Origin of the sequence: Aeromonas salmonicida subsp. salmonicida (genome assembly GCF_001643305.1) — a bacterium.
Classification (GTDB): Bacteria; Pseudomonadota; Gammaproteobacteria; order Enterobacterales; family Aeromonadaceae; genus Aeromonas; species Aeromonas salmonicida.
The window spans coordinates 20167-46918 of sequence record NZ_LSGW01000093.1 but is presented as its reverse complement, the minus strand read 5'-3'; the positions used below and the strand labels follow the sequence as shown (position 1 = coordinate 46918).

General features: G+C 58.3%; 27 protein-coding genes and 1 pseudogene. 16 read left to right on the top strand and 12 right to left on the bottom strand.

Translation table 11 applies throughout. The annotated features are described in order from the left end of the window. Positions 1–185 precede the first annotated feature (185 nt). The 3 genes and pseudogenes from AXW79_RS17455 (at position 186) to AXW79_RS17445 (ending at position 3849) form a co-directional block, all read left to right on the top strand. Positions 186–2345 (top strand): AsmA family protein, encoded by a 2160-nt coding sequence (locus AXW79_RS17455; protein ID WP_005318624.1) that lies wholly within the window; start codon positions 186–188, stop codon positions 2343–2345. A gap of 174 nt (positions 2346–2519) precedes the next feature. Then, complete coding sequence (locus AXW79_RS17450; protein WP_005318627.1) at positions 2520–3059, top strand: GNAT family N-acetyltransferase; 540 nt, start codon at positions 2520–2522, stop codon at positions 3057–3059. Positions 3060–3131: 72 nt separating this feature from the next. Next, positions 3132–3849: pseudogene (locus AXW79_RS17445) on the top strand (SDR family oxidoreductase). A 60-nt stretch (positions 3850–3909) separates the two neighbouring features. Here AXW79_RS17445 and AXW79_RS17440 read toward each other — a convergent pair. Together AXW79_RS17440 and AXW79_RS17430 are read right to left on the bottom strand one after the other, a co-directional pair. Further along, the gene (locus tag AXW79_RS17440; RefSeq protein ID WP_005318631.1) at positions 3910–5001 is read right to left on the bottom strand and encodes a type I restriction endonuclease; all 1092 of its coding nucleotides are present in this window, start codon (positions 4999–5001) and stop codon (positions 3910–3912) included. A 455-nt stretch (positions 5002–5456) separates the two neighbouring features. Further along, positions 5457–5633: a hypothetical protein gene (locus AXW79_RS17430; protein ID WP_231109921.1), complete on the bottom strand. Its 177-nt coding sequence runs from the start codon at positions 5631–5633 to the stop codon at positions 5457–5459. 499 nt (positions 5634–6132) lie between these two features. On the opposite strand from AXW79_RS17430, the gene srlA reads away from it, so the two are divergent. From srlA to srlR, 6 genes are all read left to right on the top strand, one after another. Next, complete coding sequence (srlA, locus tag AXW79_RS17425; RefSeq protein WP_005318636.1) at positions 6133–6690, top strand: PTS glucitol/sorbitol transporter subunit IIC; 558 nt, start codon at positions 6133–6135, stop codon at positions 6688–6690. 20 nt (positions 6691–6710) lie between these two features. After that, positions 6711–7700: a PTS glucitol/sorbitol transporter subunit IIB gene (gene srlE / locus AXW79_RS17420; RefSeq protein WP_005318637.1), complete on the top strand. Its 990-nt coding sequence runs from the start codon at positions 6711–6713 to the stop codon at positions 7698–7700. Between the two features lie 27 nt (positions 7701–7727). After that, positions 7728–8090 carry a PTS glucitol/sorbitol transporter subunit IIA gene (locus tag AXW79_RS17415; RefSeq protein WP_005318640.1) on the top strand — a complete coding sequence of 121 codons (363 nt, stop codon included), beginning with the start codon at positions 7728–7730 and terminating at the stop codon, positions 8088–8090. An 81-nt stretch (positions 8091–8171) separates the two neighbouring features. Further along, the gene (gene srlD / locus AXW79_RS17410) at positions 8172–8951 is read left to right on the top strand and encodes a sorbitol-6-phosphate dehydrogenase (protein ID WP_005318641.1); all 780 of its coding nucleotides are present in this window, start codon (positions 8172–8174) and stop codon (positions 8949–8951) included. An 82-nt stretch (positions 8952–9033) separates the two neighbouring features. Then, positions 9034–9390, top strand: coding sequence for a transcriptional regulator GutM (locus AXW79_RS17405; RefSeq protein ID WP_005318643.1), 357 nt, complete (start codon positions 9034–9036; stop codon positions 9388–9390). 89 nt (positions 9391–9479) lie between these two features. Next, on the top strand, positions 9480–10244 hold the full coding sequence (gene srlR, locus AXW79_RS17400; protein WP_011899087.1) for a glucitol operon DNA-binding transcriptional repressor SrlR: 765 nt from the start codon (positions 9480–9482) through the stop codon (positions 10242–10244). Between the two features lie 234 nt (positions 10245–10478). On the opposite strand, the gene glnE is transcribed toward srlR, so the two are convergent. The 6 genes from glnE to AXW79_RS17370 form a co-directional block, all read right to left on the bottom strand. Continuing rightward, complete coding sequence (gene glnE / locus AXW79_RS17395) at positions 10479–13361, bottom strand: bifunctional [glutamate--ammonia ligase]-adenylyl-L-tyrosine phosphorylase/[glutamate--ammonia-ligase] adenylyltransferase (protein ID WP_011899086.1); 2883 nt, start codon at positions 13359–13361, stop codon at positions 10479–10481. 242 nt (positions 13362–13603) lie between these two features. Beyond that, positions 13604–14050 carry a GNAT family N-acetyltransferase gene (locus tag AXW79_RS17390; protein ID WP_005318651.1) on the bottom strand — a complete coding sequence of 149 codons (447 nt, stop codon included), beginning with the start codon at positions 14048–14050 and terminating at the stop codon, positions 13604–13606. A 71-nt stretch (positions 14051–14121) separates the two neighbouring features. Further along, positions 14122–15276 (bottom strand): chromate efflux transporter, encoded by a 1155-nt coding sequence (chrA, locus tag AXW79_RS17385; protein WP_005318653.1) that lies wholly within the window; start codon positions 15274–15276, stop codon positions 14122–14124. A gap of 98 nt (positions 15277–15374) precedes the next feature. Continuing rightward, positions 15375–15818 (bottom strand): nucleotide triphosphate diphosphatase NUDT15, encoded by a 444-nt coding sequence (locus tag AXW79_RS17380; protein WP_005318655.1) that lies wholly within the window; start codon positions 15816–15818, stop codon positions 15375–15377. Between the two features lie 201 nt (positions 15819–16019). Beyond that, positions 16020–17024, bottom strand: coding sequence for an NADP-dependent oxidoreductase (locus AXW79_RS17375; RefSeq protein WP_005318657.1), 1005 nt, complete (start codon positions 17022–17024; stop codon positions 16020–16022). Beyond that, positions 17021–17467 carry an organic hydroperoxide resistance protein gene (locus tag AXW79_RS17370; protein ID WP_005318659.1) on the bottom strand — a complete coding sequence of 149 codons (447 nt, stop codon included), beginning with the start codon at positions 17465–17467 and terminating at the stop codon, positions 17021–17023. The genes AXW79_RS17375 and AXW79_RS17370 overlap by 4 nt, the downstream gene beginning before the upstream one ends. A 90-nt stretch (positions 17468–17557) precedes the next feature. On the opposite strand from AXW79_RS17370, the gene AXW79_RS17365 reads away from it, so the two are divergent. The 3 genes from AXW79_RS17365 (at position 17558) to AXW79_RS17355 (ending at position 18708) form a co-directional block, all read left to right on the top strand. After that, positions 17558–17983 (top strand): MarR family winged helix-turn-helix transcriptional regulator, encoded by a 426-nt coding sequence (locus AXW79_RS17365; RefSeq protein WP_005318661.1) that lies wholly within the window; start codon positions 17558–17560, stop codon positions 17981–17983. 34 nt (positions 17984–18017) lie between these two features. Beyond that, positions 18018–18245 (top strand): hypothetical protein, encoded by a 228-nt coding sequence (locus AXW79_RS17360; protein ID WP_005318662.1) that lies wholly within the window; start codon positions 18018–18020, stop codon positions 18243–18245. 145 nt (positions 18246–18390) lie between these two features. Beyond that, positions 18391–18708 carry a hypothetical protein gene (locus AXW79_RS17355; protein ID WP_005318663.1) on the top strand — a complete coding sequence of 106 codons (318 nt, stop codon included), beginning with the start codon at positions 18391–18393 and terminating at the stop codon, positions 18706–18708. A 167-nt stretch (positions 18709–18875) separates the two neighbouring features. Here the strand turns inward: AXW79_RS17355 and AXW79_RS17350 are convergent, their stop codons facing one another. Both AXW79_RS17350 and AXW79_RS17345 read right to left on the bottom strand, forming a co-directional pair. Continuing rightward, positions 18876–19352 (bottom strand): Lrp/AsnC family transcriptional regulator, encoded by a 477-nt coding sequence (locus AXW79_RS17350; RefSeq protein ID WP_005318665.1) that lies wholly within the window; start codon positions 19350–19352, stop codon positions 18876–18878. 308 nt (positions 19353–19660) lie between these two features. After that, on the bottom strand, positions 19661–20284 hold the full coding sequence (locus AXW79_RS17345) for a helix-turn-helix transcriptional regulator (protein WP_005318667.1): 624 nt from the start codon (positions 20282–20284) through the stop codon (positions 19661–19663). A 183-nt stretch (positions 20285–20467) separates the two neighbouring features. Here AXW79_RS17345 and AXW79_RS17340 point away from each other — a divergent pair, with 183 nt between their 5' ends. Then, a complete protein-coding gene (locus AXW79_RS17340; RefSeq protein WP_005318669.1) occupies positions 20468–21706 on the top strand; it encodes an MFS transporter in 1239 nt (412 codons plus the stop codon). A 140-nt stretch (positions 21707–21846) separates the two neighbouring features. Next, positions 21847–22653 (top strand): Cof-type HAD-IIB family hydrolase, encoded by an 807-nt coding sequence (locus AXW79_RS17335; protein ID WP_005318672.1) that lies wholly within the window; start codon positions 21847–21849, stop codon positions 22651–22653. A gap of 140 nt (positions 22654–22793) precedes the next feature. Here AXW79_RS17335 and AXW79_RS17330 read toward each other — a convergent pair whose 3' ends face one another. Further along, a complete protein-coding gene (locus AXW79_RS17330; RefSeq protein ID WP_005318675.1) occupies positions 22794–23357 on the bottom strand; it encodes a DUF2799 domain-containing protein in 564 nt (187 codons plus the stop codon). A 205-nt stretch (positions 23358–23562) separates the two neighbouring features. On the opposite strand from AXW79_RS17330, the gene AXW79_RS17325 reads away from it, so the two are divergent. Next, entirely contained in the window at positions 23563–24402 is an 840-nt protein-coding gene (locus AXW79_RS17325) for an isopenicillin N synthase family dioxygenase (protein WP_005318677.1), read from the top strand. Positions 24403–24615: 213 nt separating this feature from the next. After that, positions 24616–25929, top strand: coding sequence for a sodium-dependent transporter (locus AXW79_RS17320; protein WP_005318680.1), 1314 nt, complete (start codon positions 24616–24618; stop codon positions 25927–25929). Here the strand turns inward: AXW79_RS17320 and AXW79_RS17315 are convergent. Beyond that, on the bottom strand, positions 25891–26658 hold the full coding sequence (locus tag AXW79_RS17315; RefSeq protein ID WP_011899085.1) for a substrate-binding periplasmic protein: 768 nt from the start codon (positions 26656–26658) through the stop codon (positions 25891–25893). The two genes, AXW79_RS17320 and AXW79_RS17315, sit on opposite strands and share 39 nt — an antisense overlap. Positions 26659–26752: the final 94 nt, after the last annotated feature.

Below are 26752 nucleotides of genomic sequence, written 5' to 3'. Positions count from 1 at the left end.
GGCCAGACCATGACATAAGGGCCCTGCGGGGGCCCTTTTCTTGTGGCCGGTGAGCGACTCACGCCTTGTGCTCCCATGTCGCGACCATCCCTGTCTCGCCATTCTCCCGTTTTGGGTGGAGGGGGCCATCTGCCCCGTCCCCGGTGGTATAGTCAGCCACAGGATCAGCATTCAAGGAGTCCATCGTGAAGAAGATCATTTACATCTTGCTGGGGCTGGCATTGGCCGCCCTGGTAATCATCACAGCCCTGGTCAAGCTGATTGACCCCAATGAGTTCAAGCCACAACTGGTGGAGCAGGTACGCAAGAGCACAGGCCGCGAGCTGGTGATGGAGGGGGATATCGGCTGGCGTTTCTGGCCGAGTCTGGGTCTCTCCCTAGAGCGGGTGGCGCTTCGCAACCCGGCTGGTTTTGCCGAGCCGGATCTGGTGCGCTTCGAGCGGGGGGATGCCTCGGTCGCCGTGTTGCCCCTGCTCTCCCATCGACTGGACATTGGCGAGGTGACCCTGACCGGTGCCCATCTGTTTATCCAGACCAGGGCCGATGGCAGCTCAAACCTGAACGATCTCGTCAAGACGCCTGAGGCGGCGAAGGACAGCGAGCCCGCGCCAGGTGGCCAGAGCCAGCCCCCTGCGAGCAATGGCCAGACCTGGCAGATCACTTTGCAGGGGGTGGTGCTGGAGCAGGCCAGTGCTCTGGTACAGGACGATCGCAACGGCACTCTCTCCCGGCTCGATCAGCTCGATCTCGCTCTCGCTCTCGGCCAGCTGACGCCGGGTCAGTGGGTGCCGGTGACCCTGGCCGCCAAGGGGGCGCAAGGCAAGCTTGCCTTCGATATCAAGGGGGAAGGAGAGGTCAAGCTGGCACAGGATGCGTTGGCCAGCGAGCTGAAAAACCTGAGTCTGAGCGGCAGCCTCAGCCAGCCGCAACAGCGGCTGGATAGCTTCTCGGTCAAGGCCGATCGGCTGGCACTGGGAGAGTGGAGCAGCCTCACCCTGAACCTGCAAGGCGCCCAGCTGGAAGGTGACCAACCGACTCTGGCCGGCTCGCTGGAGGGAACCCTCAAGGCGCGAGTAGACAAGGGTTTGCAACTGGTCGAAGTCTCGGATGCGAAGCTGGCGGCCAATCTGCAAGGTAAAGCACTGCCACGCCCGCAGATGAACCTCAAACTGGCTGGGTTTGCCCGCGCCGAGCTGGATCAGCAGAAGATCACCCTGAGCAAGCTGGTGATGAGCGCCGACGATGCCCTGCTCCGTGGTGAAGGGGCGGTGCGACTCGGTGCCGTGCCCAAGATTGAATTTGATCTCAAGGGCGACAAGCTGGATCTCGACAGCTGGCTCGGCGAACCGGCAACAGCCAAGGCAGCCGCTCCGGTGCAGCCCGCTGCGGCGAAAGCGGGTGATAAAGGCGCAGTGCCCGCCAAGGCTGCCAAGGGGCTCTCGACGGTAGAACCGGACCTGAGCGCGCTCAAGGCATTCGATCTTGCCGGGCGCTTGCAGCTTGATAGCCTGCGGTTGAAGGGGCTGGACTTGAGCGCCGTCGATCTGCAACTTGCCCTGGCCGGTGGCCAGCTCACCCTCAAGCAATTCAGTGCCGGTGTGGCCGGTGGTCAGGTGACCGCCGAGGGTGCAATAGATGCGCGTCAGCAACCAGCCCGTTATCAGGTACACAAACGGGTGCAAGGGGTGAATGTGCGCCCGCTGCTGCAAACCCTGGCCCAGAGCGATCTGCTGGAAGGCAAGGGGGATCTCGAGGTTCAGGTGCAGGGCACTGGACTGTCTGAGCAGGCGTTGCGCGACAAGATGCAGGGCAAGGTGAGCCTCAAGTTGAGCGATGGTGCCCTGCATGGCATCAACCTGGCGGAGATGATCCGCGAGGCGCGAGCCACTCTGACCGGCAAGGGGACAGATCAGGTCAAGGAGGCACGCAAGACCGACTTCAGCGCCCTCACCGCCAGCTTCCAGTTGGCGAACGGCGTGGCGCGCAGCGACGATATCCAGCTGTTCGCCCCGGCACTGCGAGTGCGGGGCCAGGGTCAGACGGCATTGGTGCCCCAAACCCTCGATTTTCTGTTCCTCACCTCCATAGTGGAGAGCAGCAAGGGCCAGGGGGGCAAAGGGGTGGATGAGCTGAAGGACATCACAATACCGGTACGCATCGGCGGCCACTGGCAGGCCCCTACCTATCGGCTGGATGTGAAAGAGCTGCTCACCAACAACAAGGTGCTGGAGGAGAAGGCCCGCAAGGAGGCCGAGCGCGGTCTCAAGAAGCTGTTGGGTGACAAGGCTGACAATGACGCTGTCAAAGGGGTGGCCGACCAGCTGCTCAAGGGGCTGTTCAAGTAGCAACTCCTTCCTGTTATTGCCATTCAGAGCCCGCCCCGTGCGGGCTCTTTGTTGCCGCATGTCAATGCGTCGGAGGGCTGGCGGCAAGAGAGCCATGGCTGCTTCTGGTTAAAAATGGGGATGTACCCTTGTCCCAAAGGTGATATCACTGTTGTTTTGCCAAGGAGTAGATGAATGAGTCGAAGTGAAGTAGTGAGAGAGATATCCCATCCAGACTGGCCTCTGGTCTGGCAGATCTATGGCAGCAGCTTTCCGCACTACGAGCAACGCCAGCCGCAACATCAGCAGGTCAAGATGGCGGATCCTCACTTTCACTGTCAGCTCTTTTATCAAGGCGACTTGCTGCTCGGCTTTATCTTCTGGTGGGCCTGCGGCGAGCAGATCTATATCGAGCATCTGGCCATCAATCCGGCCCTGCGCGGCCAGAACCATGGCTCCCGCCTGCTTGCTGACTTCTGCGAGACGGCGGGGCGCTCCGTTATCCTGGAGATTGATCCGCCAGAGGATGAGATTGCCATCCGGCGGCTGCGCTTCTACCAGTCGCTGGGCTTTTGTCTCAACGACCATGACCATGTGCATCCGCCCTATCATCCTGACTATCAGGGGCACGATCTGCGGGTGTTGAGCTACCCAAATCCCATCAACCCCTATGAGTACCAGCAGTTCAACCGGATGCTGGTGGCGAGGGTGATGGACCACGGCGTGACTGCCTGACCGGCATCCTGGTTGGCCCGCGATCGGACAGTATCGGAGACTGGCAATCAGGGTGAAGAACAAGGAGGTTCAATGAGCAGGAATGTGCTGATCACGGGTGGCAGCCGTGGGATAGGGGCGGCCACTGCCCGCTATCTGGCGGGGCAGGGTTATCATATCTGCATCAACTATCGCCATGACTGGCAGGCTGCCGAGACGCTGGTGGCACAGATCCGGGCGCAACATCCGGTATCCTGCATAGCGGTGCAGGCGGATATCAGCGTCGAGGCCGAGGTGGTGCGCCTGTTCGAGGAGATGGACGAGCGGCTCGGGGTGGTCACCCATCTGGTCAACAACGCCGGTATCTTGCAGCCACAGATGAAGGTGCTGGAGATGAGCGCCGAGCGCATCAACAAGACACTGACCACCAATGTGACCGGCTACTTTCTCTGCTGCCGTGAGGCGGTGCGCCGCCATCGTCAATGTCTCCTCGGCTGCTGCTCGTCTGGGCTCGGCGGGTGAATATGTGGATTATGCCGCCTCCAAGGGGGCCATAGACGTGCTGACCAAAGGCTTGTCGCTGGAGGTGGCTGCGCAGGGGATCCGGGTCAACGGGGTACGCCCTGGCTTTATCTACACAGAGATGCATGCCGACGGCGGTGAACCCGACCGGGTGGAGAGGGTGAAAAACCAGATCCCGCTGCAGCGGGGCGGTCAACCAGCCGAGGTGGCCGCCGCCATTGCCTGGCTGCTGTCTGACGAAGCCTCCTACGCCACCGGCACCTTTATCGATCTTGCCGGGGGGCGATAGGCATTTTGCGCAGACTTGGTTGAAGGAGGGGGGACGGAATTAATCCGCCCCCAATCAGGATTATTCGTAGACGGCAGTGGCCGTCAGTAGCTGGTCGGCAAAGGTAAATATTTCATCGATAGAGCTAATGGGATGCCTGGTTTCTTTTTTGTCAGCGTCAAACAAACCAATATATTTTTGCTTTGCATTGAAATGTAACCGGCATAGTGGCTTGCGGTTATTGTCATCGAGCAGTATGCCAAAGTAGCTTTGAGTATCTCTGGCTGCGATCCTGGTTACATCAAACTGTTGTCTCAAGATGGCCTTGACGACATTGAAACCTTCCATCTCTTCAATTGTGGTATCTACCTTTGATTTTTCCTCACTATTATCGACTTCATTGTTATCACTTGATAGGCCACTATCAAATGCAGGCTGGATAGCCGAGGAGCTAACTGTGCTACCAATTGCTGATTTTAACCGTGCATTGATGCTGTCATTGAGAAACTGACTGAGGGCTTTCTTGGTTATATCGGTAAAGGACTGCTTGACCCTTGCGGTAAGCACACCATCATAGATCCTGGATGCAAAGAACTTAACAAAGTCCTCTTCTGGCGAACCAAACTGCTCAGCCAGTAGTCTCTTGATTTGACTGAGATATTTTAGCTCTCCTGCTGCATCGACAACCGACTCTACATCAAAGGAGGTCTTGGTCAGCTTCAATACCTCAGGCACTATGTGTTCATCAATGTCTTCTAAATCGAGCGTTAGAAATGGTTTCTCGTCCATCTTGTTTGGTGCATCAAGGTCGGTATAAAACTCATATTGAGCACCATTGGTCAGGATGCCGATGCGGGCATTAGTGACAGAAAAATAACGAAAGAGTTGCCCCGAGTGCTTGGTTGACAGTTTCTCACTGTACTTTTTGCACTCAACCAGAATCTGAATCTGTCCATCCTTAAGAATGGCATAGTCAACTTTTTCCCCCTTTTTGATACCAGTATCTGCGGTGAATTCTGGAATTACTTCGGTGGGGTCGAATACATCATACCCCAGTACGCGGTTGAGAAATGGCATTACAAACGCATTCTTGGTTGCCTCTTCGGTCGTGATCATCGACGACTGTTGAGCAATCTTTTTGGCTAGGCTCTGTAACTGTTCTGAAAAATCCATTTTTATCTCCACATGGACACTGGGTGTTGGCATGGCTGAATTGACATTCCCCTTTCACCATTTCGGGCTAGAAATCGGGTGATAACGTAGACATAGTTGATCTCCACTTATATTCAGCAAAGTGTCATACGATGCCAAGTTGTGAATGCTTGAAACAGGATCCAGCTCACCGCTATTGAGTATTATGTGAAGGAAACTCGGGTTCCGGGCTGATATTCATAATGAAAAGGGGCGCTGAAGCGCCCCTTTTCATTGATCCAGCCGAGCCTTGTTTCACTCCCCCAACAGCCGTTGCCAGACAGCTCCGTTCGGTCAGCAACTGGTTTTCACCCACCTTGCGGGAGGTCTCCGGGAGATTGCGGTGATGACCCGGGTGGCGGATCTCCAGATAGGCGTGTTTCAGCCCTTTCGTCTGCTCCTGGGGGATGCCCCCCATGACAAACTCGGTCATCGCCCTAGATGGAACGGGCTCGTACCAGCAGCCTGCTGGTACTGCTCACAGGCGGCGGCTGTCGATGGCTCGTGCCCGTCTTTGTCGCTGTCGGGGAGAACACCAGACCCGAGCCGTAGCCGAGCGCGATACCGCCGATCTTGCCATAAGCCACCACGGCGAAACCGCGTTGGTCTCTCACAGCTACTTTGGGCGAGAGTTTGCTCATCTTGGTCCAGCGGCCTGATTGACCACCAGGGCATCAGTCGTGGCGCTCTCATACAGGGTTTGCAGGCTTCACTGCTCAGCTTGAAGCCCAATAAGTGCGCCCGTTTTTCAGTGAATTGCCATGTAGTTGAACGATGGGAGCTAGCTTTGATTTTCAATATGAAAAACTCGATAGATGTAGAATTGCTGCTGTAACGATTCAGCTTGTTGTGTTTAACAATTTTTGAGATTGTCAGCCTTGGCTTGCTCGCCACAGGTGGCATCGTTAGCGAAACTCAAGGGTAAAAACGGAAAAAGTGCTACTGAAATCACACATTGAAAATCATTTTGTGAAAATTGTCTTTCATTGTGAAGGTATTGGGTTGCTGGGGTCGCACGCTATCAAGGAAGCAGCCAAACCCCCGTCACACAGCTGAAGTCATCCACATTCTGTGTGCCCTTATCAACCACTGGAGTTACTTGAGGACTACACCATGGATATCATTATTCATGCAGCGGAATGGTTCATTGGACTGTTCCATAAAGGAGGTGAGGTATTTGTCGGCATGATGACTGGCATTCTTCCCTTGCTCATATCCCTGATGATCGCAATGAATGCCTTGATTGCATTCATTGGTCAGGAGCGGGTGGAGCGCTTGGCCGCAAAAAGCGCTGGCAATCCCATTTCCAGATATTTGATACTGCCGGTCATTGGTACATTTGTTTTTATGAACCCGATGACCCTCAGTTTGGGGCGTTTTCTGCCTGAACGATATAAGCCATCTTATTATGCAGCAGCCTCCTACAGTTGCCATTCGATGAATGGTCTATTTCCTCATGTTAATCCTGGTGAGCTGTTCGTTTATCTGGGTATCGCAAGTGGGCTGACTCAGCTTGGTTTACCATTGGCACCTTTGGCCATGAGTTATTTATTGGTTGGCATGATAAGTAATTTCTTCCGCGGCTGGGTAACAGATTTGACGACGGCATTTGTTGAGCGTCAGCAAGGGATTTATCTTAGTGGCGAAGTCAATATTAAAGTCACTGCTTAAGTTCACTCAGGAGTTTCATCATGGATAATGTACTCTATATAACAAAAGGCGCTTCGGGTTGGGGTGGTCCACTGATTGTGCCGATCAAGCCTGGCAATAAAATTCTGTATATAACGGCAGGTACCCGCCCCGATATTGTTGACAGAATGGTAGAGTTGTCCGGTATGGAGGCAGTGGATGGCTGCAAGTCTTCTGTACCCGAGGAAGAGATCGCAGTCGTCATCATCGATTGTGGTGGTACGCTGCGTTGTGGTCTCTATCCTAAAAAGAAAATTCCTACTGTGAATATTCATTCAACCGGTAAAAGCGGGCCAATGGCACAGTTTATCGTTGAGGATATTTATGTTTCCGGAGTCACGCCTGATAATATCAGGTTGCAAAATGCCAGCGGGGATGTGTCTACAGAGGCAGCCCCACAGACCTTGGTTCAGAATGCAGACAAACCTCAATATGACAGTAGCAAAAAACTGAGTGAGCAAAGTGACAGCTTGCTTGCAAAAATAGGGATTGGCATGGGTGGGGTCATGGCAACCTTCTTTCAGGCTGGTCGGGAAACCATCAACACTGTCATCAACTCCATTATTCCCTTCATGGCATTTGTATCAATGTTGATTGGGGTGATACTGGCTTCTGGAATCGGTGATGTGATAGCGCATGCACTTATTCCGCTAGCGCAGAATCCGGTTGGTCTAATCATACTGGCACTTATTTGCTCTTTTCCGTTCCTCTCTCCCTTTCTTGGGCCAGGGGCCGTTATTGCACAAGTCATTGGTGTCTTGGTAGGAACCCAGATTGGTTTGGGTAACATACCGCCTCATCTGGCATTGCCCGCTCTGTTTGCTATCAACGCCCAGGCTGCTTGTGACTTCATACCGGTTGGGTTGAGCCTGGCAGAGGCAAAACCAGACACGGTACAGGTAGGTGTCCCATCGGTACTTTATTCCCGTTTTCTAACGGGAGCACCTACGGTTGCTCTTGCCTGGTTTATTTCATTTTTCATTTATCAGTAATCACGCTTGTAGAGAAGGACATAGACGATGCTCTATCGGACGCAAGTAACTCAAATTGGGGAATTCGCAACAGAATCACTCAATGAAAATATGATGATTATCTTCAATGATAATGCACCAAAGGATGTCGCTGACTATTGTTTCATTCATCCAGATGCCGAGTTGAATGGTGAAATTCTGGTAGGTGGACAATTTTTATTAGGCGCAATCAGCTATCCGATTACGGCGGTTGGCTGTGTAGTAAGCCACAACCTTGATGCATTGGGTCATATTACCATTCGATTTGATGGCGCTTCAGAATCTGAATATCCGGGGACTGTCCATGTCAATGGCACATGCCCAAAGGCTCTGGAGATTGGCACAGAAATCATATTTACATCGAATCACTGAAAACTCACACCCCCTCTACACATTATTGAGTTTGGTCGCTCTGATGTAGAGGAGGGTGAGATACAACCTTGGGAGAATAACATGTCTAAAGTAGCGCTGATAGTTGGTAGCGGTAAAAGCCTGGGAGCTTTTCTGGCCAAAGGGTTGGCTGATGATGGCTATCGTGTGGTCGTCGCCGATCTGGATGGCGAGGCTGCCCGGAAAACAGCGGATGAAGTGGCTCATGACCATGGTGCAGAAAATGTCATGTCGATTCAGGCCAATGCCATTCAGGAAGAAGATGTCATCCGTATGGTAAACACCATTGATGAGCGCTTCGGTCGTATCGATCTGCTGGTATACAATGCGGGAACGGCTACCGCCGCCAAGATCGACAGCTTTCCTCTCGCTGATTGGCATCGCTCACTGGATATCAACCTGACAGGTTATTTCCTTTGTGCAAAAGAAGTGGCGCGGATCATGATACGGGAGTCTCACGGTGGTCGTATCATCCAGATAAACTCCAAATCTGGCAAAGTGGGTTCCAAGCATAACTCGGCTTATTCAGCTGCAAAGTTTGGTGGTATAGGGCTGACGCAATCTCTGGCTCTGGATCTGGCAGAGCACAACATCACAGTGCATTCACTGATGTTGGGAAATTTGCTCAAGAGTCCCATGTTCCAATCGCTAAAACCCCAGTATGCGGTAAAGCTCGGCATTCCAGAGGATCAAGTGGAACAGGCTTATATCGACAAAGTTCCCCTCAAACGTGGCTGTGACTTTCAAGATGTACTCAATGTATTGAAATTCTATGCCAGCGACAATGCTTCCTACTGTACTGGCCAGTCCATCAATATTACTGGTGGTCAGGTCATGTTTTAAGTCCATCATGGCTTGTCACCAGATATTTCGGCAGTGCATGAGGCACTGCCGTTTCACTTTATTTTCGTCAGTGAGGTAACTAATGGATACGGTAAATGCCTTGATTTTTGTTGCATTGACTGCATGGATTTTGCAAATGGTCTTGGGATTTTTCCAATTAAAATCTTTCAACCGTATGTTGCAGGAGCTGAGCCGAAAGGGAGTGGTCAGGATAGGCCGAACAGCTTCCCGTTGGCGGCCACGCACCCTGGTGGTACTCGTCCATGATGCAGAAGGCGTGATCCTTGATGCTCGCCTGATGAAAGGGATCAGCACCTTTACACGCCCCAAGCCACTAACCGCGTTATTGCACGCCAGTTTGCCCCTGAGTGAGCAGGATGTGACTGGGTTATCTCCCTCCATTCGGGAGGCGATAGCGTGCGCTTTATCAACTAAGTGACGTTTTTCCTGTACATTTGTTTTCATTTTGAAAAAAATGGAGGTAGATTCCTGAACTGGTCAGACTTTTAATCACTGTGAGAATCCTGAATGTCTATAGAAACTCGACGCGATATGCTGGTTCGTTATCTACGTGAAAATGGCAGAACGTCTGTGAAGGAACTGGCTGACTATTTCAACATCACAGGAGCCACAGTTCGTAGCGATCTTCGCTTTCTGGAGCAGGCACAGCTGGTGATGAGGCGGTATGGCGGGGCGGAGGCATTCAATGGTGCCGCTCTGGAAGACCGTACCATGGACGAGAAAACCACGCTCAACTTGAACATCAAGCAGCGTATCGGGGCCAAGGCTGCCAGCCTTGTGCAAAATGGTGAGTCCATCGTGCTTGACAGTGGCAGTACCACCTTGCAGATGGTGCCCTGGCTGGCTGAACATGTCGGGCTCAAGCTGATGACCAACAGCCTGCACATCATGAATGAAGCGGCGGCCCTTGAGAGTTCCCTGACATTGCTGATGCCTGGCGGCACCTATCGCAAGCGCTCCGCTTCCTTTCATGGCAAGTCGGCCGAGCAGGCTTTTCGGGACTTCACCTTCGACAAACTCTTTATCGGTGCCGATGGTTTTGATGTTGAACAGGGGATCACCACCTTCAACGAGGCATATCAGGTGAGTCAGGCCATGTGCCAGTCAGCGAAAAAGATCATAGTGGTGACCGACTCCTGCAAATTTGGCCAGCGAACCCCCAACGTGGTCGTGCCGATCGACAAGATAGACATCATCATTACCGACCCCGGAATTAGCGATGCGGACCGTCAGACACTGGAACGACAGGGTATCGAGATCTTGCTGGTTTGACGCCCGATTCCGGGCAATGGCCTCCAGAATATGCCTGAGAGGCAGGTATAGTCTCTCAGGGACGGAATCATGATTCCGTCTATTGGCCTGTGTGCGCTTCTGAAGAGATACCGCTTATGCTGCCGACTTTTATCGAGCTGGCCGCAGGGCGATAGGGCCAGATGCCACCGACCATTCCGGAAAGTAAAAGGGGCGCTGAAGCGCCCCTTTTCATTGCTCCGGCCAAGCCTTGCGTCACTCCCCCAACAGCAGTTGCCAGACCGCCAGCACATGGCCTCGTTCGGTCAGCAACTGGTCGTCACCCACCTTGCGGGAGATCTCCGAGAGATTGAGGCGATGGCCGAGGTTGCGGATCTCCAGATAGGCGTGTTTCAGCCCTTCCGCCTGCTCCAGGGTGAGCACTCCCGCCATCACGCACTCATCGAAGATACGCACGTTATCGGACCAGCGGGTCAGGGCCTCGGGTTCGCCGTTGGCGTGAGCCAGCACCAGATACTGGGCGATGAACTCGATATCCACCATGCCGCCGGGGGATTGCTTGAGATCGAACTCCCCCTCACCGGCCTTGAGCAGGTGATCCCGCATCTTGTGGCGCATCTCGCGCACTTCTTTTGCGAGGATGGCGAGGTCTCGCTCCTTGGCCAGCACGGCGCGGCGGATCCTCCCAAACTCGGCGATGACGGTCTCATCGCCGTAGATGGGGCGGGCCCGCACCAGTGCCTGATGCTCCCAGGTCCAGGCCTCGCTGCGCTGATACTGCTCATAGGCGGTCAGCGACGAGACCAGCAGGCCCGAGTCGCCTGAGGGACGCAGTCGCATGTCGATGTCATAGAGGATGCCTGACGGAGTGCGGGTGCTGAACAGGTGCAGGATCCGCTGGGCCAGGCGCAGGTAGAACTGGCGGCTGTCGATGGGTTTGCGACCGTCTGTGTAGCTGTTGGGATCGCCGCCGTGCAGGAATACCAGATCGAGATCCGAGCCGTAGCCCAGTTCTATACCGCCCAGCTTGCCATAGGCCACCACGGCGAAACCGCGCTGGCCGGTCACAGTCACTTCGGGCGGCACTCCGTAGCGTTCGCTCATCTGGGTCCAGGCCTGATTGACCACTTCTTCGGTGATTGCCTCCGCCAGCCAGGTGAGGTGGTCGCTCACCTTCATCAGCGGCAGGGCGCCGGCGATGTCGGCCGCCACTATGCGCAAGAGCTGCACCTGCTTGAACTGGCGCAGCGCCTCCATCTGCTGCTCGACGTCCTCTTCGGGGATGCGCAGCAGGAACTGGCGCAGCTGGGGCTTGTACTGATCCAGCGGGGTCGGGTGGTAGAGGTGCTGGGGATCCAGCAGCTCGTCCAGCAGTATGGGGTAGCGGGCTAGCTGCTCGCTCACCAGATGGCTGGCATCGCACAGCCGTACCAGCTGGCGCAGGGCGGCGGGGTTCTCCGCCAGCAGCTGCAGATAGGCGCTGCGGGTGAAGATGCGGGTCAGCAGCTCGCACACTCGCTCGAACAGGCGGGCAGGCTCACGGCTTGCCACCACCAGTCGCAGCAACTCAGGCATCAGCCAGTCCAGGGCGATGCGCCCCTGCGGGCCCACCTGGCGGCGCTTGTACTCTTCCTTGAAGCGCAGCAGGGCGGTGCAGAGCGGAACTGGGTCGTCGACGCCCTGAGCGACGAGCAATGTCTCCAGCTCAGCAGCATCGAGCTCGGTGCGCCAGAGATCGAGCCAGAGTTGTTCCAGATGGGCGGGGGCCTCTTTCTCTTCGCCTACCACGGCGGCGAACTCCTGATGAACGGCGGCCATCTCCTCATCCAGATGGGCCATAAAGGCGCCCCAGTCGGCAAAGCCGAGGGCGGTGAGCAGCCGCAACCGCTCCCGCTCCTCGGTGGGCAGGGTTTGGGTCTGCTGATCGCCTATCTCCTGCAGGATGTTTTCGACCCGACGCAGGAAGCGGTACGCCACCAGCAAGCGGTCGCAATGCTCTGCCTCGAGGGCGCCGCACTGGGCGATGGCGGCCAGCGCCTCGGGCAGGTGGCGCACCCGCAGCGCAGGCTCGCGACCGCCGCGAATAAGCTGCAGCGCCTGGGCGATAAACTCCACCTCGCGAATGCCGCCTGCCCCCAGCTTGATGTTGCCCTCCAGCCCTTTGCGGCGCACCTCGGCGGCGATCATCGCCTTCATCTGGCGCAGGCCGTCGATGACGCCGAAATCGATGTAGCGGCGAAACACGAAGGGGCGCAGCATTTCGGCAAGCGCGACCGCGTGCTCGCACTGGGGCCCCAGCACCCGCGCCTTGACCATGGCGTAGCGCTCCCAGTTGCGGCCGTGGTGCTGGTAATAATCCTCCATGGCGGCAAAGGAGATGGCGAGCGGGCCCGCATCGCCGAAGGGGCGCAGCCGCATATCGACCCGGAATACCTGACCATCCTGGGTGGGCTGGTGGAGGGCATTGATCAGCCGCTGCCCCAGCTTGATGAAGAAGGGCTGGTTGGCGAGTTCGCGCCGTCCGCCGACCGTGTAGCCGTTCTCGGGGAAGGTGAAGATAAGATCGATATCCGAAGAAAAATTCAGCTCGCCGCCGCCGAGCTTGCCCATGCCGAGGATCAGCAGTGGCTGCGGGTTGCCATCCCCGTCCATGGGGGTGCCCAGCTCGTTGCATTGCCTCTCGTAGAGCCAGTCGCGGGCGGAGCAGATGAGGGCATCTGCCAGTTTGGTGAGATGGATAAAGCTCTCTTCCACCGCCGCGTGTCCCAGCAGCTCGCGCCAGGCGATCACCAGCATGCGGCTGCGTCTGAACTGGCGCAGGGTGCGCTTGAGCGCCTCTTCATCATCCACCTCGGCGAGCAGAGCGGTCAGATCGCGCTGGTAGGCGGGCCAGCGTTCGGACCGCTCGAGATCCCCCGAGGCGAGGATCTGCGTCACCAGTTCGGGCTGCTTGATGAACGAATCGGAGACAAAATCGGAGAGGCCAAGCAGGGTCAGCAGGAGCTGGCGAATCGCATCGGGCAGGGCGCCATAATCGGGCGCCAGCTCGATCAGCCGTTGCCACTGGCGCTCGGCCTGATCCTGCAGCAAGGGCGGAAGAGCGGAGGGAGAAGAGAGAGAAGAAAAATGCTGGGCCACGGTTGCCGTCCTTGTGGTTAACGGGTCTGCAGAGTGAATGAAAACGCTGGCAGCCAATCTAGCACTGTCGCGCGGCTCGGCACAGTACGACAGAGGTCAATTAGACCAGGGGGTTCAGTGACCTGCCCCAAGGACAATCAAGTCGCGGACACCCTCATCAGGCACTGTCACGCCCCTGCGCCACAGCGCTGGGGCGTGCTGCATAAACCGACGAGCGCCACGTGCTGCCTGCGTGACAGAACTCAAGGGCGCAGATAAATCTCGGGATCGTACTTTTCCATCAGGCTGGCCGGTTTGCGCGGCGGCTCGAAGCCAAAACCGGCATAGAGACCGTGGGCATCGGAGGTAGCGAGGGAGAGGCGCCGCAGTCCCTGCAATTGCGGGTGAGCCAGGATGGCCGCCACCAGCGCCTTGCTGTGGCCCCGGCCGCGATGAGCGGGCAGCACGAATACATCCGCCAGATAGCCGAAGGTGGCCCTGTCCGTGATGACCCGGGCGAAGGCCACCTGCTGGCCTGCCACGTAGCCACCGAAACAGAGGGAGTGGTTGATAGCTCTCTGTACCGTTGCCTGTGGAATGCCGAGGCACCAGTAGGCCTCCTCGGACAAAAATCGGTGGATCAGCGGCACGTCTAGCCGCCCCTTGTCGTCGCTTATCTCCAGTTGGGAGTGATCTTGTGGCTGTTGCATCCTGGCTCCTTGCCGTCACATGAATAAGAAAGGCCCCTGACGGGGCCTTCCAGTTTACTCAAATCGCGGCATCAGGCCAGCAGCATGGCGGCGCCGACCAGCAGTCCCGCAAGGGCCAGAATGGGCAGCTTCAAGACGCGCAACAGATAGAAGCCGATGGCGGCGAGTGCGAGATCGCTAGGGGCCTGCACGGCGCCCAGCCATACCGGCTGGTAGAGGGCGGCCAGCAGCAGCCCCACCACGGCGGCATTGATCCCTGTCACTGCACCTGCCAGCCGGGGGCGGGCCAGCCAGCTCTGCCAGCTTGGTCCCAGGGCCCACAGCAGCAGAAAGCCCGGCAGGAACAGCGCTAGGGTTGCCAGCAGGGCGCCAAGCAGTGGTGTCGCTGGCAGCAACTGGGCACCAAGGTAGCTTGCCAGCGTGAACATGGGGCCGGGCACCAGCTGGGCCAGACTGTAGCCGGTCAGGAACTGTTGTTGAGTGAGGGTATGGCCCACGCTCTCCTGCAACAGGGGCAGCACCACGTGGCCGCCACCGAATACCAGGCTGCCCGCCTGATAGAAATCGGCGACAAGGCTGCTGACGGAGCCGTGAGCCAGCAGTGGCAGGCCGATAAACAGCAGCGCAAACAGGATCAAGGCAGGCCAGTGGGGCGGGTGGGCAACAGGGGGGTGAGGCTGCGATGAGATCGGCGTTGCCGGTTGCTGCGCACTGAACCGGGCACAGAGCAGGGCGGCGCCGAGCAAGAGGCCTAGCTGGGTCAAGAGCCCAGGTTGCCACCAGAGTACTGCGGCGGTGGCCACCATGACGCCTTGTTGCAACTGTGTCTTGCAGAACTGTCGGATCATGGTGAGCACCGCATCCGCCACCACCACCAGTGCCAACAGCTTGAGGCCGTGCAGGGCGGCTTCCAGCCATACATTGGCGGTCAGCTGCCCCAGACCGATGGCAGCGGCCAGCAACAGCAGGAAAGAGGGCAGGGTAAAGCCGACAAAGGCGGCCAGCGCCCCCGTCAGGCCGGCCCGGTGGCGCCCGATGGCAAAGCCGAGCTGGCTGGACGCGGGGCCCGGCAGCAATTGGCACAGGGCCAGCAGCTGGGCAAACTCGGCCTGACTCAGCCAGCCCAGTCGCTCGACGAAGGTGCGCTGGAAATAGCCGATATGGGCGGCGGGCCCACCGAAGCTGACACAGCCCAGCCATAGAAATTGAATGAATACCTGCCCCATGTCATCACTCCCTTGTTGTCCTTGTCGAGCCGGTTGGGATGATATGACAAAGTAGTGACTTTTTTATGACAAATCAGGGGGCTGATGGCAGGCCATGGTCACTCTGTCGGCTGGCCTGGTTGTGGCAGATAGCAACGACCGGCAAGCCAGCAGGCTATCGATTGGCGACTGGCATCGAAGTGGGGCTCTGGCAGGTTGCGGGGATCACACCATATCCAGCCCTCGCATTTTTCCGGCTCCAGCAGTTGCGGCTCGCCTTCCACCCGGGCCAGCAGGGTGACGGAGATGTAGTGCAACCCGCTCTCGCGCCAGGTCTCCAGGTTGTTGGTGACGGCGATGACGTTGGGCGCCGTGATGACAAAGCCGGTCTCCTCCGCCACTTCCCGGATCGCCGCTGACTCGAAGCTCTCCCCCAGTTCCAGATGGCCGCCTGCGATGGACCAGTAGGGGGCATGGCTGCCCTTGCGCTTGCCAAGCAGCACCTGGCCCTGACTGTTGGTCAGGATAACGCCGACACCGACGCGGGGGTAGAGAGTAGACATATACGAGGCTCCTTGCGTGATTAGGTGGGACAAACGGGTTGGTCAAGATAACACTGTCATCGACCACCGACGTGGGGGTAGAGAGTGGACATATGCGAGGCTCCTTGTCGAAACGGGATTGCACCATAAAAACGGGCCCACCTTAGGTCGGTTGGGCCCGTCATGCAAGTTGCTGGCTGTGTGATGGTCCAGTCCGGTGACTTAGTCCAGCTTGACCAGCATCTTGCCAGTATTGCGTCCTTCGAACAGACCGATAAAGGCCTGCGGCATGCTGGCCAGCCCCTGATAGATGGTCTCCTCGGCTTGCAGTGCACCGGCCTCGAATGCCGGGATCACCTCGGCCAGAAACTCGCCGTAGTGCTGCCAGTGATCAGACACGATAAGCCCCTGCATGGTGAGGCGTTTGCGGATCACCTGAGAGAGGTTGCGCGGGCCGCTCGCCTCGCCCTTGCTGTTGTACTGCTCAATGAGGCCACACAGCACTATGCGACCGTGTACCGCCATGTTGTTGAGAGCTGCATCCAGCATGGCGCCGCCCACGTTCTCGAAGTAGACCTTGATGCCTTCCGGGGCGAGTCGCGTCAGCTCGGCATCGAGATCCGGGGTTTCACGGTAGTTGATCACCTCGTCAGCCCCCAGCGTCTTGAGGTAGGCGACCTTGTCGGCCGAGCCGGTGGAACCGATCACTCTGGCCCCCGCCCGCTTGGCGAGTTGCACCACCATGGATCCGACCGCGCCGGAGGCCGCCGACACCAGCACGGTTTCGCCGGCTTGCAGCTTGGCGATGCGGTTGAGCCCGACCCAGGCGGTCATGCCCGGCATGCCGAGGGCTCCCAAGAATAACTGGGCTGGCAGTGTTGTGTCGGGCAGGCGAGTCAGCTGTTCGGCCTTGGCGACCAGGCTATCGCGCCAGCCCAGCATGCTGCTCACCCGATCACCAACAGCAAAGTCGGGATGGCGCGAGTCCTGCACAGTACCGATGGCACCGCCATCGAGCGCACTGTGCAGGGCAAAGGGCGGTACATAGCTCTTGGCCTCTGTCATGCGACCGTGCATGTAGGGGTCCACTGACAGCCATTGGTTGGCGACCAGCACTTCCCCTTCCTGTAACTCGGGCAGCGCGACCTCGGCCTGGATGAAATCGTCCTGACTGGGCATACCGACCGGGCGGCGCAGCAGCTGGATTTGATGACTGAGCAGACTCATTGTTTTTCCTCCAGTTCGATATCGTTTAGCCGCAGGCGGGTGACGACATTGCCCCGAATGGCATTTGAGAAGGGGCAGGTCTGGTGGGCCAGCCGCACTAGCTGCTCGGCCTGCGCCATCTGTTCAGGCTGCGCTGCGGCGAGCGCCACGTCCAGCGTGATGGCAAAGTTGAAGCGGCCATCGGCCAGTGCCAGCAACTCGACGCTGGCCGTGACCGGCGCGCTGGTGATGGGTGCGCCGAGTTTCTGGGCCACGTGGATCAGGGCGTTGGAGAAACAGGCGGCGTAGCCAGCGGCCAGCAGTTGCTCCGGATTGTTGCCCTTGCCGTTGCCGCCGAGGGCGGTTGGCAGGGCCAGTGCCAGTTGCAGGCTGTTGTCCAGGGTGTGAACTTCGCCGTTGCGGCCTGCCTGGGCGATGGCCTGTGTGCGATAGAGTGTTTTCACGTCGGGTGCTCTGATTTGTTTTGTGTGCAAATCATTTTTCCCTCCACCTTGCTGGGGTATACTGGCCCCACTTGCCAATGAGGTGCCCCCATGAGTGAATTGAAAAAGCAGGTCTGTTTTGCCCTCTACAGCGCCTCCAACGCCGTGATGCGCGCCTATCGGCCGCTGCTGGACAAATTGGACCTGACCTATACCCAGTATCTGGTGATGTTGTCGCTGTGGGCGCGGGATGAGGTCAGCCTCAAGGAGATTGGTCAGGAGACTGGGCTGGATGCGGGCACTCTGACCCCCATCGTCAAGCGGCTGGAGAGCAAGGGTTGGCTGACCCGCACCGTCTCCAGCGAGGACGAGCGGCAAAAATGCATCTGCCTGACCGAAGCGGGGCGCCAGCTGCAACGGGAGGTCAAAGCGTGTTGCCTGGCAGACAACTTGCGCAATCAGGTGGATCTGGCCGATGCTGAACTGGCCCAGCTCAAGCAGCTCTGCGATCGCATTTCGGCGCAGCTGGGGCGCTGAGTTCGGCCGACCCATACAGCTGAGGATCCACCCCATGAAAATACTGTTGCCCCTGTTTGCCCTGTTGCTGAGCGCCTGCAGCACAGGTTCTCGCTCTCCTTCGATGGCGATCGATGATGCCGATGCCTGGCAGGCCATCTGCAAGGATGGCACCCGGGTACGTGCCGTGATCGAAGAGGGGATCTGCGCAGATCATAGAGGCGTTGCCATGTGGACGAATAAGCCAAGAGCGGCCCGGATGGCAGAGGAAGCCGCCAAATAGTGTGATCTCGGCGCCATAAAATGACACAACCGGCCCATTGGCCGGTTTTTTTCGCGATCTCGCCTGCACTTTGCCACCTTGTTCATGGTGTGCTCACGCTTCTCTTCCCATACTGGCTCCACAGTTCCAAAAGAGGAGAGACAAGATGCAAACATCTTTGGTCGGGCTCTCCATTCTGTGGGGGCTAGCCAGTTTTGGTGTTCAGGGGGATTTCATCGAGAGCCGTGATTCCGTTGCGCCTTCCTGGCAAGCCGAGTCCAGAGTGGAGATGGAAGGTTATCTGATCGAGTCGCTGGGGGAAGATCGCTGGCTGTTCGACAATGGCAGCGAGAGTCTGCTGGTCTCCCTGCCCGAGGGGCAGTGGATACCGACCGGTGAGCGATTGCGGGTGAGCGGTGAACCCCAGCAGGAGCAGGCTGGTTGGCTGCTGCAGGTGCAGGATGTCAGCCAGGTCGCGGTCTGATCAGACTCCGTATCAGGGCACTGGGTCGCTACATGAGCGAGTGCCAATAGATAGCAATCAATAAAGAGAGGAGGCCCCGGGGCCTCCTCTCTTCGTCAGGGGTCTCTCATGCTCCAATCCGCCTCACCTCGCGTGTCGAGGTGGACACATGGCAGCATGCTGATCCCTTACCCCAGATGGTTCAGCGGCAGTGCCGTCTTGTGCTTGATGCGGCGCAGCACGAAGCTGGAACGGACGCCGGTCACGCCCGGTATGTGGGTCAGCTTGTCCAGCAGGAAGTGCTGGTAGTGCTCCATGTCCCGCACCACTACCTTGAGCTGATAGTCGGCATCGTTGCCCGTGATGAGGTCGCACTCCAGCACTTCGGGCAGCTCCTTGATGGCCTTGTCGAAGTTCTCGAACCGTTCCGGCGTGTGTCTGTCCATGGAGATATGGATATAAGCGGTGAGGGTGAGTCCCAGCTGGCGGGCGTTGAGCAGGGTGACGTGGGTATCGATGAGACCGGCATCCTCCAGCGCCTTGACCCGGCGGGAGCAGGGGGAGGGGGAGAGCCCGACCAGCTCGGCCAGCTCCAGGTTGCTGATGCGGCCATTCTCCTGCATCAACTCCAGAATATGCCTGTCTATGCGATCAAGTTTCAGCATTCTCCGTTCCTCGTTGCAATTATTAATTCACTTTTCCTAGATTAAGGGTGAACTATTGCAAAAACAACTGAAAATGCATGCTACTTCGCAACCACTCACCGCACCGGGAGGGATACTATGGTTGCATCTTCCGGTGGCAAGACAGATACCCAACCCGGTCTCTGTGGTGAAGGACCTTACCGGGTCACACACCCCATCAGCCGTCCGACCTTATCGGGAAACGACGGGCTGGAACGAGAGCACCTCCTCCCCGAAGGCAACAAAGCAGGCATCCCGGCGCCTGCTTTGTTGTTTCTGGCATTCGGCGATCACGGGGTCGGCGGCGTGATGCGGTAGAGGCAGCGGTGATCCCCGTCCAGCAGGTATTGTTCCCGCTCCACCCTGGCCGGTGCCAGCAACTGGCGAAACATCTCCAGCTCGCTGCGACAAAAGCCCCGACAGGCCCGCGCCGCGGCGCAGATGGGGCAGTGGCTCTCCCATAGCAACCAGCTGCCGTCCTCCTCCTGGCGCATATCTGCCATATAGCCCTCTCGCGTGCGCTGCTCTTTCAACGTGGCCAGCCTGTCTGCCAGCGTAGGCTGGGTCAGCTGTGCCTGATAACGGCCCAGCTGTTGCTGCTCACGCTGCTGGATCAGTCGCTCCATGCCCACCTCGCCAAACAGCTGCTGGATATTGTCGATAAGCTGCAAGGTCAGTTCGCTGTGGGTATCGGGGAAGCGCTGCCAGGCCTGTTCGGTCAGATGCCACAGGCGCACGGGGCGGCCACGGCCGCGCGTTTCATCGCTAAAACCCACCCAGCCGTCGGATTCCAGCGCGATCAGATGCTGGCGGGCGCCCATGGAGGTCATCTGCAACTGCTCCCCCAGCGCGGCTGCGCTCTGGGGGCCGTGACTCTTGAGCAGAAACAGTATCTTGTCGGTGCTGGCGTTCATTGAGGGCTTCCCGTTATCGACAGGTACGCCAAGGATTCAGGGTATCGGAAGAGGATCTTGTCAGTACGGATGTTCATGGGATCATTATGGATAGCGGCCGTTTTTAAATCAACAATTCACTTTACTTAATAATGCGCCTTGCTCAGTATAAATAAACCAATAACTTTATTTAATGAGGCTGACATGGAAGGGATCAAGGGGCAGGCGACCCTCTGGGTATTGGTGATGACGGTGACGCTGGCGGTGGCGGGTTTCAGCCTGCCCTCGCCCGTGCTGGCGCCACTGATGCTGGATCCGGCGCAGGGTATGCTGACACCAGAGGCGTCTGACTGGAGTCGCAAGGTGTGGCTGGGTGTTATTATGGGGCTTTATCCGCTGTTTCAGCTGGTGGGATCCCCCTGGCTGGGACGGCTTTCCGATCGCCACGGCCGCAAGCCGATCCTGACAGTCTGTCTGGTTGGCGTGCTGGTCGGTTATGCCCTGATGGCGTTGGGGATCGCATGGCGATCCTTGCCACTGTTGTTGTTGAGCCGGGTGGTGGAGGGCTTTTTCAACGGGGATATCGCCATAGTGCAGGCGATGGCGGCTGACATGAGCACCACCAAGACCAAGGCCCGCAGCTTCGCCTGGATCAACATCGGCATGAACCTGGGCTGGGTGCTTGGCCCCATGATAGGAGGCTATGCCGCCGTGGTATCGGGAGATTACAGCCTGGCCGCCTGGCTGGCGGTGGCCATGACCCTGGTCAACTTGCTGCTGGTGCTCTGGTTGTTGCCCAACAAGGCCCCGGTTGCCCCCAGCCAGCAGGCGCCGTCGCTCTCTTCCCGTCAGCTCTTGCTGCAACCGGCTCTGTTGCCCTATTTCGTGCTGACCCTGCTCAGCTACGGCGCGGTGCAGCTTTACTTCACCTACTTCAACGTCTGGCTGGTGGAGCGGCTGGCCTGGGATCCGGTACAGCTGGCACAGGCGGCCGTGCTGGTGAGCGTGCCCATGATGCTGGGATCCTGGCTGGGATCCCGCCTTGCTCGCCACTGGCGTGGCAGCAGCCTGGGGGTCGTCGGCCATCTGGTGATGGCGGCGGGCATGCTGATGTTTGTGCTGCCGGACCACTGGTGGGGGTTGGCACTAACCTTCATTCCAGTAGGGATCGGCATGAGCCTGGGGGAACTGGCGACCTCGGTAGCCGTCTCCAACCGCAGTCATGCCGAGCAGCAGGGGCAGGCGATGGGGATCTACCGTGGTCTGGCGGTAGGCAGCGAGATCCTGGCTGTGCTGGTGGGCAGTCTGGTGCTGCTGGCAGGGACAGAGTGGCCCTTCTATCTGGCTGCCCTCTCAGGTGTGATCTGTGCCATCGGTTTCTACGGTCTGCGCAAACGGGCCGATCGACGCCAGCGTCTGGCGAGCTGTGCCGAGCCGGGTTGAGGAGCCGTGGACGGGAGGGACTTGCCGTGTGCCCCGGTCAGATCACAGATTGGGGGCCCGGTCCCTGACAGGGCTTGCATCGGGGCGCCGGCTCTGGGACGGTAAGGCTCTTTGCTGATTTGTTTGATGCTGGAGGAGCTATGAGTGAGTACAAGGCCATCGCACTGGACATGGATGGCACCCTGCTGACCCGGGATCACAAGATCTCGTCTGCGACCCGAGCGGCGCTGGCCCAGGCGCGGGCCCACGGCATCAAGGTGTTGCTGGTGACGGGTCGCCACTTCATGACGGCGCGCCCCTTCCATCACGAGCTGGCCCTCGATACCCCCATCATCTGCAGCAACGGTGCCTACCTCTATGATCCGGTGCAGGAGAGGATCCTGGCGGTGGCCCCGCTCACCGAGCTGTTGGCTCAGGTCGAGGCGCAGCAGATGGGGGCCCTGTTCCACCTTAGCGAAGGGATCGGCTATATCGGCTGCGAGGATCACATCACCCGGATGCGCCACTGGTCGGCAAACCAGCCGGATCATCTCAAGATCTCCCTGCTGCCTGCGGACGATCTGGCGAGCTGGCTGAAAAATCCGATCTGGAAGCTGGAGCTGTTCAACCAGGATCCTGCCCTGCTGCATCAGTTCATGGGGCAGGTGGTCGAGGCCATGCCCTTTACCCGTGACTGGGCGGCGCCTTATGCGGTGGAGCTGGTGCAACCGGGGTGCAGCAAGGGCAACCGGCTGGCCCTGTGGGCCGAGAGCGAGGGGATAGCGATGGAAAACGTGGTGGCGTTTGGTGACAACAACAACGACATCAGCATGTTCGAGCAGGTAGGGCTGGCGGTTGCCATGGGCAATGCCGCCGCCCATGTGCAGGCCCATGCCGACCTTGTGACCGCCGATCACAACGAAGACGGGATCGCGCTGGCGCTGCAGCGCTGGGTGCTGCCCTCGTAAGGATCCGCGGCCAGAGGAAAGGGGCCATCCAGGCTGGGAAATAGCCCGGATGGCCTTTTCTTTTCGCATCCATGCCAGAAAGAGAAGGGGATCAACCGGACCGGGAGGAGGTGCCGGTTGTACTCGGTGCAGCCCGAGTCTTAATTGCCGAAAGAGAACTGGATTACCCGATCAGGGAAGCGGATCCGGTTGTAGTCTCGGCGCAGTCCCTCGTAATGACGGATGGCCCGCTCGCGCTGTGCGCGGTAGTAGTCGCGCTGCTTGCTGTCGTTCTCGTTGCGGATCTGGCGCTCCAGCTGTTCGATATCCCGTTCTGTCTGCTGCAAGTCGCTCTTGATCTCGCTGAGCTGCTTCTCCAGCAGGTACTCCTTGCGACCGCGATCGTACTGGGTGAGGAAGCTGGCATCGTTGGGACAGACACCCAGATACTCATGACCTGACTTGGCCTTGCTGTAGGCCAGTTCAGGAATGCAGTAGAGCTCCAGCCCCTTGGCATAGCCCCGTTTCCACTCGGCTTCATCCACCTTGAGGCCGTACTCGCCACAGGTCGAGACATAGTCACGGGTTGCCTGACGGGTCTTGCCCTGCTCCCCATCCTGATAGCCCAGGTTGTACCAGCTCATGGCACGGCACTCCTCTTCCGACAGCGAGCTGCAACCGGCGAGCAGAAAAGGCAGGGTCAGCAACAGGATCTTGGGGGACATAAACGGGCTCCAGCGTGGATGATGGAGGCATTCTAGTGAGGATGCGGGGTCAGGACAAGGGAGGATCTCGGGTCTTGGCTGGCGCCGTTTTTTGACGTTTTTGTCACTATTTGCGACAGGCCGGGGCGGGAGGGGCGGCTCACTTTCCTTGTGGTCATGGGCGAGGTAAACTGCGCCATCTTTTAACTGGCGCGTAACAAAAATAATGAAAGTCCTGACCGTCGATTACCGCTCGCCCGATGCGGCGCAGCGCTTCACCGAATCCCTGCGTACTACGGGCTTCGGGGTGTTGACCCACCACCCCATCCCGAAAGAGCTGGTGCAGTCTATCTATGACAACTGGTATCGCTTCTTCATGAGCGAACAGAAGCAGGATTTCCTGTTCAACCGCGAGACCCAGGACGGCTACTTCCCGCCGTCTGTGTCCGAGGTGGCCAAGGGTCACAGCCAGAAGGACATCAAGGAGTACTTCCACCTCTATCCCTGGGGCCAGATGCCGGAAGCGCTCAGGGAGCAGGCGATGGAGTACTATCGCCTCGCCAACGATCTGGCCGCCGAGCTGCTGGGCTGGGTGGAGCAATACACCCCGAGCGACATCGCCGCTCACTACAGCTGCCCGCTCTCTTCCATGATTGAAGAGAGCCAGAAGACACTGCTGCGGGTGCTGCACTATCCGCCGTTCGACGGCACCGAAGCGCCGGGTGCCATCCGCGCCGCCGCCCACGAGGACATCAACCTGCTGACCATTCTGCCTGCCGCCAACGAGCCGGGCCTGCAGGTGAAGGGAGCCGATGGGGAGTGGATGGATGTGCCCTGCGATTTTGGCACCCTCATCATCAACATCGGCGACATGCTGCAGGAGGCCTCTCGCGGCTACTACCCCTCCACCACCCACCGCGTCATCAATCCGACCGGCGGCAGCGCCGCTAAGTCCCGCATCTCCCTGCCGCTGTTCCTTCACCCGCGACCGGACGTGGTGCTCTCCGAGCGTCATACCGCCCACAGCTACCTGATGGAGCGACTGCGGGAACTGGGGGTTATCTAGGCGCTCAATGCGAGTCCATGACAGTCAAAACCGGAGCAAAAATGCTCCGGTTTTTATTTTTCGGCACGATAACGCGTAAAACTGAATATTATTAGGTAATGATGCCAATAAATCGTTTTTTAGCCCGATAAGCGGCGTTGTGATTGCGTGGCCTTGACCGTACTCTGAGCGCCGTTTTGGGCCCAGCTCGTGGGCACCTGTATTGGAGTTCTTATGAAGCAGTCCCAATGGTCATCCCGGCTTGGTTATATTCTGGCCGCCGCAGGCTCCGCCGTCGGTCTCGGCGCTATCTGGAAGTTTCCCTACGTGACCGCCGCCAATGGTGGCGGTGCCTTCCTGCTGGCGTTTTTGCTGTTCAGCTTCACCCTGGGGGTGGCGGTGCTGATGGGGGAAACCCTGCTCGGCAGCATGAGCCGCCGTGGTGTGGTGGGGGCGTTTAGCGCCCTGATGGGCAAGCGCTGGCGCTGGGTCGGGGCCATGGGCCTGCTCTGCAGCTTGCTTATCTTCAGCTTCTACAGCGTGGTGGGCGGCTGGACCCTGGGCTACACCGGCATGGCGCTGGCCGGTAGCCTGCAGCATGGGGATGGCGCCGCCCTGACCGCCCGCTTCAACGACTACGTCGGCGATCCGCTCTGGCCCGTGTTGACCCACCTGCTGTTTGCCGCTCTCACCTGGTGGTTCGTGCAGGGGGGCGTGCAGCAGGGGGTGGAGCGTACCTTGCGCTGGATGATGCCGGCCCTGTTCATCATGATACTGCTGCTGGTGGCCTTCGGTCTTACCCTGCCCAATGCCATGGCCGGGGTACGCCACTTCCTGATGCCGGACTTCAGCAAGCTCGGCATGTCCGGCGTGCTCGATGCCATGGGGCTGGCCTTCTTCTCCCTCTCCATCGGCCTCGGCATTCACACCACTTATGGTGCCTATTTGCCTTCCAGCGACGGCGTAGGCCGTTCCAGCCTCTGGGTGGTACTGCTGGCGAGCCTCATCGCCGTGCTGGCGGGGTTGATGATTTTCCCCGTGCTGGCGGCGACCGGCATAGATCCCGCCTCCGGCCCGGGCCTCACCTTCATGACGATGCCGGCGGTGTTCCAGCAGTTGCCGTTTGGTCAGGGACTGGCAGTGATCTTCTTCTCCCTGCTGGTGGTGGCGGCGCTCTCTTCGGCCATCTCGCTGCTGGAGCATCTGCAGTGCTTCATCTGCGAGAGTCTGGGCTGGTCACGCCGCGCGGCCTGCAGCCTCATTACTCTTCTGGTGATGGTGAACGGCATTCCCGTCAGCCTGTCGTTCGGCTCCTGGGCGGATGTGACCCTGTTTGGCAAGAACATCTTCGAGCTGCTGGATTTTGTCACCTCCAATCTGATGATGCCCATGTTCGGGCTGGCGCTCACCCTGTTGCTGGGCTGGAAGCTGGGTCAGCGAGCTCTGCCCCAGGGCTTGGCTCAGCACTGGCGGACCCTGGTGATGGGTTGCTGGCGCTGGCTGGCCCCCTTACTGATCGGCGGGATCCTGCTGCGCGGCTTGATGTGAGGTTCGATCTTGATGGGGGGGCAGCATGCCCCTCCCACTTTTCAACCTGACCTTGTCGAGCGCGGACTGCCAACGGGCTATGACGGCATCATCCTGATCCCTGGAAAAGGCGAGGTAGAGCCATGACTCATGAAGCACTACCCCCGAGTTTGTCACGCTGCGATGTGATAACCCTCGCTGTTCCAAGGTGGCATCCAGCACCATTTCACCTACCGGAAATGCATCAATTTTGCCCAGTACCAAGCGTTGCAAGGCTTCCTCAACCGATTGGTAGCGCACCAGATTGGTATATCCCTCGCGGGTGAGTCGTTCGTCATCGGCATTACCGAGCACAACCCCGACCCTTGGCAAGTGACGCAAGTCGTCGAGGTTCTTCAGTTTGTGTCTGGGTGACGGGGGCTGATAGATGATCACCTTGCTCCGAAACAGTGGTCCTACCCATTTAAAGAAGGGTTCTCTCTCGGGTGCCCACTGGGTAACAAACAGCGCATATCCTGGCTCCAGTCTGGTCAGTGCCAGGGCCCGTTTGAAGGGGTAAATCCGGATGGGATACGTTTCTCCCAGTTCATCTTGTATTTGCTGGATCAGGCGAACGGCGAGCCCGTCGAGCTTGCCATCATGGTGGTGAGTGAAGGGGACGAGTTCATGGCTGAGCAGGGTCAGCGAGGGTTGTGCCGACAGTGTCAGGCTGAGGCTGAAGAGTGCTCCGATGAGCAGAGTTCGTTTCATGCGCTGTCCTGTTGCATATGCTGAATCAAGTGGCCGCAGGGGTGACATTATCATGGTCAACAGGGCGTCCCTGATTGATAAATATAGGGTTTTC

Excerpts from the sequence above, each read along its gene's own strand:
- AXW79_RS17345 (WP_005318667.1), bottom strand. The coding sequence starts at position 20,284 with ATGAACGCCAGCACCGACAAGATACTGTTTCTGCTCAAGAGTCACGGC.
- AXW79_RS17355 (WP_005318663.1), top strand. The coding sequence starts at position 18,391 with ATGCAAACATCTTTGGTCGGGCTCTCCATTCTGTGGGGGCTAGCCAGT.
- AXW79_RS17405 (WP_005318643.1), top strand. The coding sequence starts at position 9,034 with ATGGATACGGTAAATGCCTTGATTTTTGTTGCATTGACTGCATGGATT.
- AXW79_RS17350 (WP_005318665.1), bottom strand. The coding sequence starts at position 19,352 with ATGCTGAAACTTGATCGCATAGACAGGCATATTCTGGAGTTGATGCAG.
- AXW79_RS17315 (WP_011899085.1), bottom strand. The coding sequence starts at position 26,658 with ATGAAACGAACTCTGCTCATCGGAGCACTCTTCAGCCTCAGCCTGACA.
- AXW79_RS17450 (WP_005318627.1), top strand. The coding sequence starts at position 2,520 with ATGAGTCGAAGTGAAGTAGTGAGAGAGATATCCCATCCAGACTGGCCT.
- AXW79_RS17330 (WP_005318675.1), bottom strand. The coding sequence starts at position 23,357 with ATGTCCCCCAAGATCCTGTTGCTGACCCTGCCTTTTCTGCTCGCCGGT.
- AXW79_RS17340 (WP_005318669.1), top strand. The coding sequence starts at position 20,468 with ATGGAAGGGATCAAGGGGCAGGCGACCCTCTGGGTATTGGTGATGACG.
- srlA (WP_005318636.1), top strand. The coding sequence starts at position 6,133 with ATGGATATCATTATTCATGCAGCGGAATGGTTCATTGGACTGTTCCAT.
- srlR (WP_011899087.1), top strand. The coding sequence starts at position 9,480 with ATGTCTATAGAAACTCGACGCGATATGCTGGTTCGTTATCTACGTGAA.
- AXW79_RS17335 (WP_005318672.1), top strand. The coding sequence starts at position 21,847 with ATGAGTGAGTACAAGGCCATCGCACTGGACATGGATGGCACCCTGCTG.
- srlD (WP_005318641.1), top strand. The coding sequence starts at position 8,172 with ATGTCTAAAGTAGCGCTGATAGTTGGTAGCGGTAAAAGCCTGGGAGCT.
- AXW79_RS17440 (WP_005318631.1), bottom strand. The coding sequence starts at position 5,001 with ATGGATTTTTCAGAACAGTTACAGAGCCTAGCCAAAAAGATTGCTCAA.
- AXW79_RS17320 (WP_005318680.1), top strand. The coding sequence starts at position 24,616 with ATGAAGCAGTCCCAATGGTCATCCCGGCTTGGTTATATTCTGGCCGCC.
- AXW79_RS17365 (WP_005318661.1), top strand. The coding sequence starts at position 17,558 with ATGAGTGAATTGAAAAAGCAGGTCTGTTTTGCCCTCTACAGCGCCTCC.
- AXW79_RS17390 (WP_005318651.1), bottom strand. The coding sequence starts at position 14,050 with ATGCAACAGCCACAAGATCACTCCCAACTGGAGATAAGCGACGACAAG.
- AXW79_RS17360 (WP_005318662.1), top strand. The coding sequence starts at position 18,018 with ATGAAAATACTGTTGCCCCTGTTTGCCCTGTTGCTGAGCGCCTGCAGC.
- AXW79_RS17325 (WP_005318677.1), top strand. The coding sequence starts at position 23,563 with ATGAAAGTCCTGACCGTCGATTACCGCTCGCCCGATGCGGCGCAGCGC.
- AXW79_RS17415 (WP_005318640.1), top strand. The coding sequence starts at position 7,728 with ATGCTCTATCGGACGCAAGTAACTCAAATTGGGGAATTCGCAACAGAA.
- chrA (WP_005318653.1), bottom strand. The coding sequence starts at position 15,276 with ATGGGGCAGGTATTCATTCAATTTCTATGGCTGGGCTGTGTCAGCTTC.
- AXW79_RS17380 (WP_005318655.1), bottom strand. The coding sequence starts at position 15,818 with ATGTCTACTCTCTACCCCCGCGTCGGTGTCGGCGTTATCCTGACCAAC.
- srlE (WP_005318637.1), top strand. The coding sequence starts at position 6,711 with ATGGATAATGTACTCTATATAACAAAAGGCGCTTCGGGTTGGGGTGGT.
- AXW79_RS17375 (WP_005318657.1), bottom strand. The coding sequence starts at position 17,024 with ATGAGTCTGCTCAGTCATCAAATCCAGCTGCTGCGCCGCCCGGTCGGT.